This window comes from Pelotomaculum isophthalicicum JI (assembly GCF_029478095.1).
In the GTDB taxonomy this organism is placed as follows: domain Bacteria; phylum Bacillota; class Desulfotomaculia; order Desulfotomaculales; family Pelotomaculaceae; genus Pelotomaculum_D; species Pelotomaculum_D isophthalicicum.
The window spans coordinates 14,096-28,931 of the sequence record NZ_JAKOAV010000002.1 but is presented as its reverse complement, the minus strand read 5'-3'; the positions used below and the strand labels follow the sequence as shown (position 1 = coordinate 28,931).

General features: G+C 46.9%; 14 protein-coding genes. 13 read left to right on the top strand and 1 reads right to left on the bottom strand.

Annotation, left to right across the window (positions count from 1 at the left end):
- Nucleotides 1-82 precede the first annotated feature (82 nt).
- The gene (locus L7E55_RS01410; RefSeq protein WP_277442189.1) at nt 83-481 is read right to left on the bottom strand and encodes a DUF350 domain-containing protein; all 399 of its coding nucleotides are present in this window, start codon (nt 479-481) and stop codon (nt 83-85) included.
- Between the two features lie 464 nt (nt 482-945).
- On the opposite strand from L7E55_RS01410, the gene scfA reads away from it, so the two are divergent.
- The 13 genes from scfA to phoU all read left to right on the top strand — a co-directional run bounded on the left by scfA (nt 946) and on the right by phoU (nt 14,823).
- Entirely contained in the window at nt 946-1,098 is a 153-nt protein-coding gene (gene scfA / locus L7E55_RS01405; RefSeq protein ID WP_277442188.1) for a six-cysteine ranthipeptide SCIFF, read from the top strand.
- 159 nt (nt 1,099-1,257) lie between these two features.
- Nucleotides 1,258-2,619, top strand: a complete 1,362-nt coding sequence (gene scfB, locus L7E55_RS01400) for a thioether cross-link-forming SCIFF peptide maturase (RefSeq protein WP_277442187.1) — start codon at nt 1,258-1,260, stop codon at nt 2,617-2,619.
- A 214-nt stretch (nt 2,620-2,833) separates the two neighbouring features.
- Nucleotides 2,834-4,234 carry a LysM peptidoglycan-binding domain-containing M23 family metallopeptidase gene (locus L7E55_RS01395; RefSeq protein WP_277442186.1) on the top strand — a complete coding sequence of 467 codons (1,401 nt, stop codon included), beginning with the start codon at nt 2,834-2,836 and terminating at the stop codon, nt 4,232-4,234.
- A gap of 203 nt (nt 4,235-4,437) precedes the next feature.
- Complete coding sequence (locus tag L7E55_RS01390; RefSeq protein ID WP_277442185.1) at nt 4,438-5,028, top strand: tetratricopeptide repeat protein; 591 nt, start codon at nt 4,438-4,440, stop codon at nt 5,026-5,028.
- A 196-nt stretch (nt 5,029-5,224) separates the two neighbouring features.
- Nucleotides 5,225-6,082, top strand: a complete 858-nt coding sequence (locus L7E55_RS01385; RefSeq protein ID WP_277442184.1) for a peptidase MA family metallohydrolase — start codon at nt 5,225-5,227, stop codon at nt 6,080-6,082.
- Between the two features lie 92 nt (nt 6,083-6,174).
- Nucleotides 6,175-7,431, top strand: coding sequence for a UDP-N-acetylglucosamine 1-carboxyvinyltransferase (gene murA, locus L7E55_RS01380; protein ID WP_277442183.1), 1,257 nt, complete (start codon nt 6,175-6,177; stop codon nt 7,429-7,431).
- A 4-nt stretch (nt 7,432-7,435) separates the two neighbouring features.
- Nucleotides 7,436-7,918: a 23S rRNA (pseudouridine(1915)-N(3))-methyltransferase RlmH gene (gene rlmH / locus L7E55_RS01375; protein ID WP_277442182.1), complete on the top strand. Its 483-nt coding sequence runs from the start codon at nt 7,436-7,438 to the stop codon at nt 7,916-7,918.
- Between the two features lie 223 nt (nt 7,919-8,141).
- On the top strand, nt 8,142-10,388 hold the full coding sequence (locus L7E55_RS01370) for an S-layer homology domain-containing protein (protein ID WP_277442181.1): 2,247 nt from the start codon (nt 8,142-8,144) through the stop codon (nt 10,386-10,388).
- Between the two features lie 9 nt (nt 10,389-10,397).
- Complete coding sequence (locus tag L7E55_RS01365; RefSeq protein WP_338091137.1) at nt 10,398-10,586, top strand: hypothetical protein; 189 nt, start codon at nt 10,398-10,400, stop codon at nt 10,584-10,586.
- A 5-nt stretch (nt 10,587-10,591) separates the two neighbouring features.
- The gene (locus L7E55_RS01360; protein WP_277442180.1) at nt 10,592-12,280 is read left to right on the top strand and encodes a sensor histidine kinase; all 1,689 of its coding nucleotides are present in this window, start codon (nt 10,592-10,594) and stop codon (nt 12,278-12,280) included.
- 62 nt (nt 12,281-12,342) lie between these two features.
- Nucleotides 12,343-13,050, top strand: a complete 708-nt coding sequence (locus L7E55_RS01355; protein ID WP_277442179.1) for a response regulator transcription factor — start codon at nt 12,343-12,345, stop codon at nt 13,048-13,050.
- A 335-nt stretch (nt 13,051-13,385) separates the two neighbouring features.
- A complete protein-coding gene (gene pstB, locus L7E55_RS01350; protein WP_277442178.1) occupies nt 13,386-14,144 on the top strand; it encodes a phosphate ABC transporter ATP-binding protein PstB in 759 nt (252 codons plus the stop codon).
- Between the two features lie 22 nt (nt 14,145-14,166).
- Nucleotides 14,167-14,823: a phosphate signaling complex protein PhoU gene (gene phoU / locus L7E55_RS01345; protein WP_277442177.1), complete on the top strand. Its 657-nt coding sequence runs from the start codon at nt 14,167-14,169 to the stop codon at nt 14,821-14,823.
- Nucleotides 14,824-14,836: the final 13 nt, after the last annotated feature.

The window sequence follows — 14,836 nt, the reverse complement described above, 5'->3', positions numbered from 1 at the left end:
GACTGTGCCAGCTTTCAGGGGGCTCGTGGTAAGGCCAGTCTGCCGGAGTCGGTAAGGGTCAGGATTAAGAACAATGACCTGGCTATGAAATACTTGCTCCTATGACAAAGCTGAACGTAATGGAAAACACCAACGACAACAGGCCGACTGCCGCGTTGCCTGAACCAATTTCCTGGTTGACATTCAGGCGTGGTGTCAGCAACTCAAAGAGCAGGTATACCAGGATTAACAGAACAAGGCCAATCACCCCCCAGAGGATAGTTTCTCCGGCGTTGTTATTAGACAATATGGCAAAACGCATGATATTCCCCACACCAAAGATTTTGCCTCCCAGGGCCATAGCGGCGGCAATGTTGCCTTTGCGGATTTCTTCCCAGTCATTGTATTTGGTGATCATAACGAATATCAGGATGGTAAGTAAGATTATGATTGAAGCGGCAAGCAGGCAAAGCAGTGTTGATTGTATTTGTTGTGACAACATTTTTCGGTTTTCACCTCCTTCCTTAATTTCTTGGTTTTAAGTACTTGTTACCGGAAGAAAATAAGCGAGGTCACCGGTTATAGTTTTTTGACGGTTAATCATTGTACCAACTCCCAAAAAAATTATTCGGTAAAAACCCCATGTAATCCTTTAAATATTAATAAAAACGGGGAAAGAAAAATACCCGGTTGCGCCGGGTACCATAGAAAAGGAGAGGAATGAGGGTTTTCAAATGTATTCTTAAATTAATTAAATTCCTAGAATATTATGAAACTTTATTTAATTATAACAGGGTGCGGCAAATAGATCAATAGAAATTATCCATATTATTCTGAAACGTTTTGCGATTAATTTCGATGTCTTGTGCGATTTATTTCAACTGCTGCTTGTTAAAATTTATTTCATTTTTATTGCGCCTTCTTTCTGAATCATTTATAATGTTCTAGAAAGTGGGGGTGGGAACCTTGAATAAACACGTTAAAACTTTAAACAGCACCCGGCTTCCGGCAACTATCAAGGATCGCGGCTGTGGTGAGTGCCAGACCTCCTGCCAGTCAGCCTGCAAGACTTCTTGCACAGTCGGCAATCAGGTTTGCGCAAAAGAAAATTCAAAATAAAGGAACCTTGTCCCTCTAGGGATAAGGTTCTTTTTCTAATAAGGAAAGGGGACACACCTCCCTAACGGGCCTATATTTAGGGTCAGAGGAATGTCCCCAATTATAGGGGCCGAACATGAGCCGCGTTGTACGCCCAAAGGTAGGATTGGGGGTTAATTCTTGCTGCATAAATTTATATTTGACGATGCAAAAATTGTTGTTGACGTGAACAGTGGAGCGGTGCACGTTGTTGACGACTTGGTCTGGGAATTGCTTGACGATTACCGGCGGATGTCCGGTGCGGAACTTTTAGAGAAAAACCGGCGTTTTTATCCTAGCGAAGAGGTTGCCGAAGCAATTGAGGAAATCCGCCAACTGGAACAAGACAACTTATTATATAGTCCGGACCCTTTTGCCCAGGGATACGAGCCGCCGCCCGGCGGTGTAATCAAGTCGCTGTGCCTGCACCTGGCTCACGCTTGCAACCTGCGTTGCCGTTATTGTTTTGCCGGGCAGGGTAATTTTGGCGGTGCTGATGAACTTATGCCGGAACGGGTGGGCCGGGCTGCAATCGACTTTTTAATTGAAAAGTCAGCCGGGAGGAAACACCTGGAAATTGATTTTTTTGGTGGAGAACCGCTCCTGAATTTTGGGGTTTTGACTGAGCTTGTTCATTATGGCCACAAGCGGGGCGGGGAGAGGGGCAAGGAGTTTAAATTTACCTTGACAACCAACGCCGTTCTACTAAACGACGATGTCACCCGATTCCTTAACGAAAATCAAATTAGCGTTGTTTTGAGCCTGGACGGGAGGCGGGAAATCCACGATGCCATGCGCCAGGCGCGGGGGGGCGGCGGCTCTTATGACGTTGTTCTGTCCCACATAAAAAATTTTGTGAATTCGCGGGACGGGTTGAATTACTATATCCGGGGCACGTACACCCGGCACAATCTTGATTTTTGCGCGGATGTGCTGCATCTTGCCGGCTTGGGTTTTAACCGGATTTCAGTTGAGCCTGTTGTGGCGCCGCCGGAAGCGGATTATGCCATCCGTGATGAGGATATCCCTTTTATTCTTTCCGAATATGAGCGGCTGACGCGGGAATTGCTTGACCTGAAACAGGCCGGCAGACCGGTTGACTTTTTTCACTTTAATATAGACCTCGACGGCGGCCCCTGCCTTCCTAAACGTCTGTCGGGCTGTGGCGCGGGACACGAGTATTTGGCCGTTACGCCGGGCGGAGAGCTTTATCCCTGCCACCAGTTTGCCGGCCGGCCGGAATACCTGATCGGCAACGTCTTTCAAGGGATAATCAAGACGGAAATAATGGAATTATTTCGGAACGCTCATCTCTATAGTAAAGAAGGCTGTGCCGGTTGTTGGGCCAAATTTTACTGCAGCGGCGGCTGTCACGCTAACGCTGAGGCACTGAACGGATCTATTTTTAGACCGCACAAACAGGGTTGTGTATTGGCGCGAAAACGCTTGGAGTGTGCGATCTATTTAAAAACAAGGGAGTCGGAAATATCCGTAGAGTCATGATAGCGCAATCGATTGCCAATAATGTGGAATATTTTCAGAATTCTCATCCTATAGCTGTAATTGAGCGGTTTTCTATTTTATTTGTTAGTTTACGGACTTAATAGTATATGTTATAATATCTCTGCTTTTTCCTATTTTAGGGTATATTGTTCTGCATTAACAACTGGATATTTTTCAATTACAAATAAATTTATGCTGAAAGGAGTTGAATGATTTGCCGCGATTTATTGGAGGACTGCGGCGCCTTCCAGAGTTGGGGGAGTCTATTAACGGTTTTAAACGGTGGCTTTCCAATCAGTCAGTTGCCTGCCGCATAGGGATGGGCGTTGCGTTGTATTTTATTCTCGCTTTTGCGGCTTACGCGCTTTTGGGAGAGAACGCCTGCGCGGTGGCTGTTGACGGAAAGGTGGTAGCTGTTGTTGCTGACAAAAGTGACGCGAAGGAAGCGCTTAACGAGCTGGTCAAGCTAAAATCCGACCAGGCCGGCGCATCATTAATGATTGGTGAAAAAGTTACTTATAACGGAATACGGGTAAAGGAAGGAGAAATATTAGACCGCGAAGCTTTAAAGGACATTTTAAACAAGACATTGTCATTTAATCTCAAAGGCACTGCTATTGTGATTAATGGAGAAACTAAATTATGCCTGAAACAAATAGACGATGCGCGAAAGCTTCTTGATTGGCTTAAGTCGGTTTATCCCGCTGGACAAGATGAACAAGTAGGTTTTAAGGAAAAAGTCGAACTGGTGGAAAAACCTGTCTGCACGAGTGATCTGCTTGAATTTGAGGCCGCTAAAGACGTGGTCTTGTTAGGGACAAGTCAAATTCAGCAGTATATGGTAAAAGACGGGGATACTGCGTGGGACATTTCCGCGAAGTTCGATATTTTCCCCGAACAGCTGCAGGCGACCAACCCGGGTGTGGATATCTCTGAACTGAGTATCGGACAAGTGTTGAAACTCAGCAAGGAGGTGCCGCTGCTCACAGTTGTGGCGACCCGGCAGGAAACTGTCGAGGAAGAAATACCATATCAGGTAGAAGAAGAGATGGACGACAGTTTGTTGTCAGGTGAAAAGAAAGTTGTCAAAAGCGGTGTGCCCGGACAAAGAATAGCCACCTATCTCATTACCAGAGAGAACGGCTTGGAAACTGACAGGAAAATCTGCCAACAAAATATTATTAGTCAGCCATCCAATGAAATTGTGGTTAGAGGATCTCAGACGTTGCTCGCTTCCCGTGGTGGTTCGGCGCGTGTGAGTTGGCCTTGCGGGGGCGGTATTGTGTCACCGTTCGGCATGCGCGGCGGCGCGATGCATGAAGGAATAGACATTGGCGCGGACTACGGCGACTCGGTCGCGGCTGCCGCGGGAGGTACGGTGATATCCGCCGGTTGGGACGGCGGCTACGGCAAAGCAGTGGTAGTATCCCACGGCGGCGGCGTGGCAACCAGATACGCGCACCTTTCGACCATCAGTGTTGCAGTCGGTCAATCGGTCGACCGGGGGGAGCTAATCGGGCTGGTTGGATCCACGGGTAATTCCACCGGGCCGCACTTGCACTTTGAAGTAATAGTAGACGGGCAGCAGCGCAATCCGGTCAACTTTTTACAGTAACATAACTATTTAGCCGCGCGGACACAGAGCCGGGCGGCTTATTTATTGCGAAGGGCCGGACATGAGTCGGAGTCGCGCTATCTATATGCCCAAAGGTCACATAGGGCTAATTTGTTCTTTACATTAATGAAAAATACTTGTCAACATGTGATGTAATGTTATAATACATGTTGATGTTTAAAATTGTTTGGGGTGAAGAAACTTTGTCCATATATAGATCTGTCAAAAAAAATAAATTTCAAAAATTTGTGTTTATAGTGATAACCGTTTTAATTGGTATTGGACTGGTTGTTCCGCTGGCAGGACTATTTCAAAAGCAGCCGGGCGGCAACGGGTCGCCAAGTGCGGGGCAGGCCGGACAAACTGTGCAAGACAGGCTGAACAGCCTTGAAACCAGGGCTAAAGAGAACCCGCGTGATACGGCTGTTTTGATGGAGCTGGGTGAGGCATATTACCGTTTGGGTAAGCCGGATCAAGCCATTAAAACTTATGAACAGGTTCTTTCCGTTGAGCCAAATAACGGCGCGGCCCGTTATGAAATGGCTGTTATTTATTATTTTAGCAACAAATATGACCAGGCTATAGACCAGCTTAACGAGATAATTAAGAATGATCCCGGCAACGGGGAAGCCCACCTGTTGTATGGCTATATTCTCGGTCAAGGGAAAAAAGATTATACGGCGGGTATTCAGGAACTGGAGAAATATATAGCCGTGGCCAAGCAAGGACCGGATGTTGAACATGCCAAGCAGGCTATTGATGAATGGAAGGCGCTGGCAGATCAAAAACAATAAATTTTTATGGACTTAAACCGGCGGGAAATCAATGCGACTAAAAAAGTATTTTCCCGTCTTTTTGTTTGTCACCCCAGGTATTTCCTCTTGGAAGGCTCTCGTTCGGGCTTTATAATTAATTAGTTAATTAAGATAATTTAATTAATTGCTGAATGCCGTTATTAAGACCGGCGGTGAGAGAAATAGAGGATAAACTATGAAAATAGTATTGGGTTTGTTCACAACTGTATTTATTATAGTGACGGCAATGTTCCTTAAGCTCCCGGCCGGCGTTAGATTCTATGGTTATGGGGCAATTAGGGAACTGATGAAGGTCCATACGGTCATGGGGACGTGGGGGATGAATAAAATTTCCTCGGAGCATTTTTGTGTCCGGTTTTTGCCGGATAAACGCGCAGAAGCAGAAATGGTCCTTGAAGTGGCGGAACAGTTTTACCGGCCGGTAAGGGCTGACTTTTGCTACTCCACCCGTGGCAAGATCCCGGTAATTCTTTATTCCTCTAAAGAGGAATTAAATAAAAGTTTTGGCTGGGAAGCGAAAGAAAGCGCGATGGGTGTTTATTGGGCCGGCACAATCAGGGTGCTTTCCCCTGAGGTATGGGCTGGTGATGTTGATGAAGGACAGGTTAAAGATAAATTTATTTCTTCCGGACCAATGGCCCATGAACTTACCCACTTGATGGTGGATTACCTGACCGGGGGAAACTACCCGCGCTGGTTTACCGAAGGGGTTGCGCAATATGAGGATTACAAGTTGACTGGATTTGTCATTGGAGATCCGGCGGCTTCACCGGGGCGGCAACTTTATTCTATGGAGGAATTGGGGGCGAGTTTTGACAGCTTGCCGGATCAGGCTATGGCCTACCAGGAGTCATTTGCAGCGGTATATTATATCGTGCAATTTTATGGAGAAGACGTTTTGTACGAATTAATCGGTGAACTGGGTCAGGGGTGCAGCTTGAGCCAGGCTATGGAAAATGTCTTAAATTTAAACATCATGCAGTTTGAAAAAGAATGGCGAAATCATGATATTTTCCTTGTTAGTGAATTATGAAAAAAAGAATTGTAACAGGGATTACATTTTTTAAGGCGAATATTTATATATAATTATGTAGAATTTTCTACGGGCACTATTAGGAGGATTTTATGGACAAGATTGTTATTACTGGGGGAAAGCCGCTACGGGGAAGGGTCAAAATTAGCGGCGCGAAAAATGCTTCCCTGGCTATTTTGTGTGCTACTATATTATCCCGGGAGAAAATAGTGCTGGAGAATATCCCTGACATCAGTGACGTGAGGGTAATGATTGAAATAATTAAAAGCATGGGCGTCACGGCGTCCTGGGAAAGTGCCGAAACGCTTAAGATCGTTCCTTCTGAGCGGATCAATTTCGAAGCCCCCTACCATCTGGTTAAGAAGCTGCGTGCTTCGAATCTCCTCCTGGGACCGGTGCTGGCCAGATTCGGGCACGCGCAGGTTGCCCTGCCGGGAGGCTGCAACATCGGGGTGAGACCGATGGACTTGCATTTTAAGGGTCTCGCCGGTTTAGGCGCGGAGCTTACTATGGAACGTGGCTTCGTGCGTGGAAGTGTCACAGGGAAACTAAAGGGAGCCAGAGTTTATCTTGATTTCCCCAGTGTGGGCGCGACTGAGAATATTATGATGGCGGCGTGCCTTGCCGAAGGGCAGACATTGATTGAAAATGCAGCCAAGGAACCTGAAATCGTTGACCTGGCCAACTTTTTAAATACCATTGGAGCAAGGGTGCGCGGGGCGGGCACCGATATAATCAAGATTGATGGTGTGCCCGGTCTGGAAATAGATGGCCGTTACTCGGTTATACCTGACCGGATTGAAGCGGGAACCTTTATGGTAGCCGCGGCTGCCACGGGTGGAGATGTCATTCTGGAGAATTTGATTCCGACCCATCTGGAGCCTTTGAGCGCCAAGCTGCGGGAAGCTAATGTCGATGTGTACGAGGAGGAGGACACTCTCAGGGTTTTAGCCGGGAAACCGTTGCAGCCCATAGACATTAAAACGATGCCTTACCCTGGTTTTCCTACCGACATGCAGTCCCAATTAATGGCTATGCTTTCCATCGTGCCAGGTACCAGCATGATTGTGGAAAATATTTTTGAAAACCGGTTCATGGTGGCAAATGAGCTGAAGCGCATGGGCGCAAGGATTAAGATTGAAGGCAGAATGGCGGTGATCGAAGGAGTGCCGGCTTTACATGGGGCACAGGTCAAAGCCACTGACCTGCGTTCGGGCGCCGCGCTTATTGTGGCCGGCCTGCTGGCAAACGGTGACACTGAAATATCTAACGCTGTTTATATAGACCGGGGTTACCACAACCTGGAAGCGAAGCTAAATTCCCTTGGCGCAAAAGTTTGGAGAAAGTAAGTTCATGCGACATATTGCCATCCTTACTGTCGGACGTCTGAAAGAGCAATACCTGACCGCGGGAGTGGGGGAATATCTGAAAAGATTGACTCCTTACGCCAAGGTGGAATTGTCCCAGGTGGAAGACGAGAGTTTTCCGGACAATCCTTCTACCGCCGAGCGGCAAAAAGTCCGGGAAAAAGAAGGGATGCGGCTGCTTAACCGTTTGAGGCCGGGTACATTTTTGGTGGCTTTGGACGAAAAAGGAGTGTCGCGTTCTTCCGAAGAAATGGCGGGGCTTTTGAATGAGTTGGCGCTGGCGGGCAGAAACGACTTGACTTTCGTTATTGGCGGTTCTCTCGGATTATCACCAAACATTATCCAACGCTCAGATTTGCTCTTGTCATTTTCGAAGCTGACTTTTCCCCACCAGTTATTCAGGCTGATCTTGCTGGAGCAACTTTACCGCTGGTTTAAAATCAGCCGGGGTGAACCGTACCATCACTAACGCGTAATTTTTTATTTGCATATCGGATGGCGGAATGCCGGAGAACTGGCTTTCCGCCGTTTTAGCATGTTTGTTAGAGAATATTTATTTCTGAGGAGATTTAACTGTTGAATCATGTGGTCCGATGTGATATATAAAGAGTAACTATTGCTTACATTTGACAAGTTTTTTGTTAATTATTTGGTTACTATGTTTGCTTTATATTGTAAGGAGGAAATTTATTTTGCTAAAAAATAAGAGATGGAGTTTTTTGATTTTAGTTCTGACGATATTCACCTTACTTGCCGGGACCTTGACCACGGAAGCGGCGGGCGGCAAACTGACGGATATTGAGGGGCATTGGGCGCAGCAAGCTATATCGGAGATGTATGCCAGTGAAATTATTTCCGGTTTTCCCGGCGGTTTGTTTCAGCCGGATGACAGTGTCACGAAACTACAGGTCGTGGCCACGTTAATCCGGGTGCTTGGCCTGGAAGAGCAGGCGAAAGAAAAGGAAGATGACGATGTGGATTATCAATTGCCGCCCTTAAACTGGGGCAGGGGCTACCTGATTATGGGCGTCCAGGAGGGGATGCTGGACAAGGATTACTTGATCCAGCTTGGGCCGGCTGAGCCGGCGACAAGGGCGGAAGTGGCCGCACTGGTTTACCACGCCCTGAAACTCAATGAGGACAATAGTAACCTTACCTTTGCTGACTCTGACCAGATTCCCCAGACATACCGGAGTTGTGTGGCGGCGATGGTTAAGAACAAGCTCATGCAAGGGCTCCCCGGCAATGTATTCAAACCAAATGACCAGATTAACCGGGGACAGATGGCTGTCTTATTGTCCCGGATTTTGGAAAATAATTTTGGCGGTTCAGAGATCCAATCCCGGCGTTACAGCGGTACTATTTCATCTGTTTTATCCCTGGACCAGTCCCGCTGGCTGGTTTCGATCAACAGCGGCGTGAATAAGATTACTGATCCTGAGTGCGAGGTATTCCTGGACGGAAATGCATCGAGTATCGCTGATCTAAAAGTAGATGACAAAATCAAATTCGTTTTGAATAGAAGCGATCAAATTGCCTTTATCAATGCGGCGAGGACAAACACTGAGGCAAGCGGCACTAACACGAATACAGAGACAAATGCCACGGCCACAAGCTATAAAGGCAAGGTTGCATCCCAGCTTCAGATAGGTGAGGAATACTGGCTTGGCATTACATGTTCCGACGGTACTCAGGTAACCAGACCGGTAACCGGCGGCGTTAAAGTCAACGATTCAGGCAGTCAGAAAGAAGTATCCTCTTTGAGCAAAGGGGACTATGTAGAAATAAAGGTTTCCGGTGATAAAATTATTGAAATCAACTCTTTAACTCTAAGTACGATTGTAGGTACTGTAACGTCGGTCCGGACATCCGGGTTGACACTGCGTAGCGACAGCGGGACGAATACAGACATTGATGTGCCGGACAACGTAACAGTAGTGAGAGATAACAGTACAATGACTTATAATGATGTTAAAGTAGACAACCGGATTGAAGTCACGGTGTTGGATAACAAAGCGCAACGGATTGACATTTTGAGCGCCCCCAATTTGGAAGGTGTAATTAGTGAACTGAATACCACAGGTAATTATGTTATTACTATCCGTGACGACAACGGTTATACCCGGGATTATGTGGTGGTCAGCGACGCGGAAGTAATGCAAAATGGATCCCGCATTAGTTATGACAACCTGCGGGTGGGAGACCAGGTCAGGCTGGAATTAAACAGCAAAAACCGGGTTACATACATCGAAATAGTCGGCTCAGAATCAAATAAGTTAACCGGTGATATAAGAGAATTGGACACCGCCGGAACTCTCGGGATAACCATACGAAACGATGACGGAGATACCCTGGATTATGTGGTGGAAAGCGATGTGGAAGTTGTGCGGGACGGCTCCCACATTAAGTTCAACGTGCTTAGTATCGGTGATCGGGTCAAACTGGAACTAAACAGCGTAAACCGTGTAGATTATATTGAAGTTGTTGACGAATATAACTCCACTGTCAACGGCAAAATTGCGGATTTAATAACCGGTAGTTCTCCATTTATCATCATAGAGAAAAACGACGGGAGCAAGAGCCGGTATTACCTGGCGGACAATGTCACCATTGACAGGGATGGTGAAAGCCTCCATTTAAGGGATATGGTAATCGGCAGTGAAGTTGAGGCGCAGATTGGTAACGGAAAAGCGAAAAATATTGAGATTATAAACGACGAGGATATCACGGTATCAGGTACGGTAACTTATGTCAGTACCAGCAGTAAGAAAATAACCATTAAGCAACTAAGCGGCAACGAATTTAGCTATTACCTGAGGGATGGCGCCAGTTTGATAGATAATAGCAGCCATAATATCAGCCTTTATGACGTCGATGAAGGCTGGGATGTGCAGCTTGTACTGGTTGGAGGCAAGGTTAGCCGGTTGACCCAGGAATAAAACACAGCCATGCCCACGATCATCGGACGCCTGGGAGGAATGTCCCTTTTCTCCTGGGTTTTTTCCATTTACTTGCTGATTGGTGCGGTAAGCACTCCTATTTATGGCAAATTAGCGGATCTATATGGCCGGCGGCGGGTATATGCCTGGGGCGCCGACATGAGCCGCGATCTTTGTTTTGATTCCTGGGAGGACTAGTCTGAATGAGAATTAAGACGAATGATGCAGATAAAACAAAAGAGCAGCTTATTAATGAATTAGTTGAAATGCGGCAAAAGGTCAACGCGGTGGAAAACTTGCTCAGGCGGACAGAGGAAGAACTCCTCAAGCGGGACAAATTGCTAAAAGGGGTGGCTGACGCGACAAAGCGTCTTTTAGCAGTTGACAATTACATTTCCGCAATAACCGATGCCTTAGCAATCATTGGCGAAGCGGTGGCAGTTGACCGGGTCTATATTTTTGAGAATCACCTGCACCCCGAAACTGGGGAAAAACTTGTTAGCCAACGTTTTGAGTGGTCGCGTGATTCTGTTAAACCGCAAATTGACAACCCGTATTTGCAAAACGCTTCATACGATGCCCAGGGTATGACCCGGTGGTATGTATTGCTCTCAGCCGGAAAATCTATTAGCGGTCCTATCAAAGAGTTTCCAACGGCTGAGCGTGAGTTATTAGAGCAGCAGGAAATACTCTCGTTATTAGTAGTGCCCGTAATCGTAGGCGATAAGTATTGGGGCTTCATCGGCTTTGACGATTGCCACTCGGAGCGCAAGTGGTCAAAAAATGAAGAGTCAATTCTAACGGCTGTGGCGGCGAGTTTCGGAGAAGCGCTGGAACGCCGGCGTGCTGAGGAGGCGCTGCGATTATCAGAGGAACGGTTTTATAAAGCGTTTAATTTTAGTCCTAACCTGATGGCTGTCAGTACATTTGACGGACGCTTCATAGATGTGAACGACAGCTTCCTGCGCGCGACCGGTTACCGGCGTGAGGAGGTCTTAGGCTATACGATATTTGAGCTTAACACCTTGGCAAAGCCGGAAGAAGGCGACAAACTTATCCGGATGTTAAATGAACAAGGCAGGATCAACAATATGGAGACCCATTTCCGCGCAAAAACAGGCGAGGTGCGTGTGGGGTTATATTCCGGTGAAATAATCAGCATAGAAGGTAGAAAATGTATACTGGGCATAATAAACGACATCACCGAACTTAAGAAAATAGAAAAAGAGATGGCTCGCCTCGACCGGCTGCACCTGGTGGGAGAAATGGCCGCCTGTATCGGCCATGAAATCAGGAACCCGATCACCGCGGTGCGCGGTTTTCTGCAATTGTTGAAAAAAAATAAAGAAGATGCTAAAAACAAGGAATACTTCGGCATCATGATCGAAGAGTTGGACAGAACCAATACAATAATTACGGAATTTCTGTCCCTGGCAAAGAACAAGGCAGTGGATTTAAAGGCGCAGAATCTCAATTCCATCATTAAATCTCTGTCTCCGTTACTTGCTGCCGACGCGATGAACTCGAATAAATCTGTTGAAGTTGAACTGGGTGAAATCCCGGACTTGCTTTTGGATGAGAAAGAAATTCGCCAACTCATCCTCAACCTTGCTCGCAACGGGCTGGAGGCAATGTCGTCCGGCGGCAATCTTTATGTCAGAACATACGTGGATAATAATAATAATGAAGTGGTTTTGTCGCTGCGGGATCAGGGCAAAGGGATCGAGCCGGATATACTTGAAAAGATAGGCACTCCTTTTTTCACAACCAAAGATAACGGGACAGGCTTGGGGCTGGCGGTTTGTTATGGTATCGCCGCCAGGCACAAAGCTGCAATAAAGGTGGAAACCTATTCTACGGGAACCACCTTTTATGTTCGGTTCAAGCTGTAATAATATATATATAGCTTTATTTACAAATTGTTTATTCAATAACCATGAGAAAGGGTGGAAAAATGCCCGTTATTATGGTAGTGGACGATGAAAAACATATCTTGGAACTGGTTCGTTTTAACCTGGAACGCGAAGGTTACCAGGTGATATCAGCTGCCGATGGCGCTCAGTGCCTTGAGTTGGCCCGGACGCAGTCTCCTGATTTAATTGTGCTTGATGTCATGCTGCCGGAAATAGACGGCCTTGAAGTATGCCGGGAACTGCGCAAGAATACTAAGACAAAAAATATTCCGATAATAATGCTTAGCGCCAAGGCTGAGGAATTGGACCGTGTTCTCGGGTTGGAAATAGGCGCTGACGATTATGTCACCAAGCCTTTCAGTCCCAGAGAATTGGTAGCCAGGATTAAAGCCAGGCTTCGCAACGTTCGGCATGAAAAAGAACGAAAAAATGAATCGACAAAAAAGTCTCTAATGGATTTTGGACGTCTGGTTATTGATGAAGACCGTTTTGATGTTTATGTTGACGGCATCAAGCAGGAGTTCACCTTAAAAGAATTTGAGCTCTTACGTTTTATGGCCCGCCGGCCGGGAAAAGTGTTCTCGCGGGAACAACTGCTTGAAAGTGTTTGGGGTTACGACTATCTTGGCGATACTCGAACGATTGATGTTCACATTCGTCATATCAGGCAAAAGCTTGAACATCTGCCGGAAGGACCGCGTCTTATTGAGACGGTGCGGGGAGTCGGCTACCGTTTTAAAGAGAACTAAAAACATCTTTTAGGGACCATTGGGCATAAAATAATTGCCTAATCTCACTGAATCTCACTGAGGAGGTTTTGGGCCGTACTAGATTAGAGCTTAATATCTTGGAAAGGGAAAAAAACTATAAGATTGTAGTCTTATTTGGGGCAGGGACAAGCAGGGACTGTTCTAGCTACCCTCAGGGGTAGGGAGAACAGTCCCTGCTTGCTCGATGGGCAGTTTTTGTTCTTTAATCTAATCTTAACAATTGCATAACATTAATCTAACCTGGCATTGCTATGATGTCGTGAGAGGTTCTATATTTATTTTGGTTAGAATACCTCCTTGAGGGGGCAAATGCAGTGGCACAAGCGAAGATATCGGTAAAGAATTTGAACCTGCGCTACGGCGACTTCCATGCGCTGAAAAATGTTAACCTGGAAGTTGAAAAAAACCAGGTTACAGCGCTTATCGGACCGTCCGGCTGTGGCAAATCAACGTTTCTGCGCACTTTGAACAGGATGAACGACCTGATCGAAGGGGTAAGGGTAGATGGGGCGATTCTCCTTGACGGCCAGGATATCTACCGCCCGGAAGAGGATGTGGTAAACCTGCGCAAGAGGATAGGTATGGTTTTTCAGCGCCCCAATCCTTTTCCGATGTCGGTATACGATAACATAGCCTACGGTCCGCGCATTCACGGGACAAAAAACAAGCGCAAACTTGATGAAATTGTGGAAAAGAGTCTGCGCGCCGCGGTTCTCTGGGATGAGGTTCAGGATAGATTGTATAAGTCCGCCCTGGGGCTTTCAGGCGGTCAGCAGCAACGGGTTTGTATAGCCAGGTTGCTGGCGGTGGAACCGGAAGTGCTGCTAATGGATGAGCCTACTTCGGCCTTGGATCCCCTGGCTACCATGAAGATCGAAGAATTGATTCAGGTATTAAAAAACGACTATACAATTATCATTGTGACCCATAACATGCAGCAAGCCGCCCGTGTCTCAGGCGTTACCGCTTTTTTCCTGAGCGGCGACCTGATTGAATACGGCGTCACGGAAACAATATTTACTAAACCCAGCGATAAGCGCACGGAAGATTATATTACCGGCCGCTTCGGCTAGGATAAAAGAGGGGAAAATATCTATGGCTACCAGGACAACCTTTGATCAGGCTTTGAGTGAACTGCAGCAAGATATTTTACAAATGGGTATTTTCGTTGAAGACTCTATCGCCCGGGCGGTGGAGTCACTGGCTAAACAAGATCTAAGTTTAGCTCAGAGTGTTATTGACGGGGATGTCCAGATCGATGATCAGGAAATGCTGATCGAGGACAAGTGTTTGAAGTTGATCGCCACCCAGCAGCCGTTGGCAAAGGACTTGCGACGTATCGCAGCGGGGCTCATGATCATCACCGACCTGGAGCGGATGGGTGACTTAGCGTGTGACATTGCTAAGATAGCCAGGCGTATAGCGGATCAACCGCTGATTAAGCCGCTGATCGATATTCCCCGGATGGCGCAATTGGCTCAGACTATGGTGAAAGAGGCGCTCGACGCCTATGTGCGTGAGGACGTTGAACTGGCTTTGAAAATGGCGGCGGACGATGAACTGGTAGACAGCCTGCACAACCAGGTTTTTCGCGAATTGCTGGTGTATATGATGGAGAACCCCAAGATCATCAATCAAGCCACCGCTCTCTTGTTCGCCAGCCGTCATCTGGAGCGGATAGCCGACCACGCCACCAACATCGGCGAACGGATTGTCTACCTTGTGACCGGCGAACGTAAAGAACTGAATTGACCAGGCGTCAGAA

Bases quoted from the DNA above. Each gene is read 5' to 3' on its own strand.
- L7E55_RS01355 (WP_277442179.1), top strand. From the start codon at position 12,343: ATGCCCGTTATTATGGTAGTGGACGATGAAAAACATATCTTGGAACTG.
- L7E55_RS01410 (WP_277442189.1), bottom strand. From the start codon at position 481: ATGTTGTCACAACAAATACAATCAACACTGCTTTGCCTGCTTGCCGCT.
- L7E55_RS01385 (WP_277442184.1), top strand. From the start codon at position 5,225: ATGAAAATAGTATTGGGTTTGTTCACAACTGTATTTATTATAGTGACG.
- L7E55_RS01360 (WP_277442180.1), top strand. From the start codon at position 10,592: ATGAGAATTAAGACGAATGATGCAGATAAAACAAAAGAGCAGCTTATT.
- murA (WP_277442183.1), top strand. From the start codon at position 6,175: ATGGACAAGATTGTTATTACTGGGGGAAAGCCGCTACGGGGAAGGGTC.
- phoU (WP_277442177.1), top strand. From the start codon at position 14,167: ATGGCTACCAGGACAACCTTTGATCAGGCTTTGAGTGAACTGCAGCAA.
- rlmH (WP_277442182.1), top strand. From the start codon at position 7,436: ATGCGACATATTGCCATCCTTACTGTCGGACGTCTGAAAGAGCAATAC.
- L7E55_RS01365 (WP_338091137.1), top strand. From the start codon at position 10,398: ATGCCCACGATCATCGGACGCCTGGGAGGAATGTCCCTTTTCTCCTGG.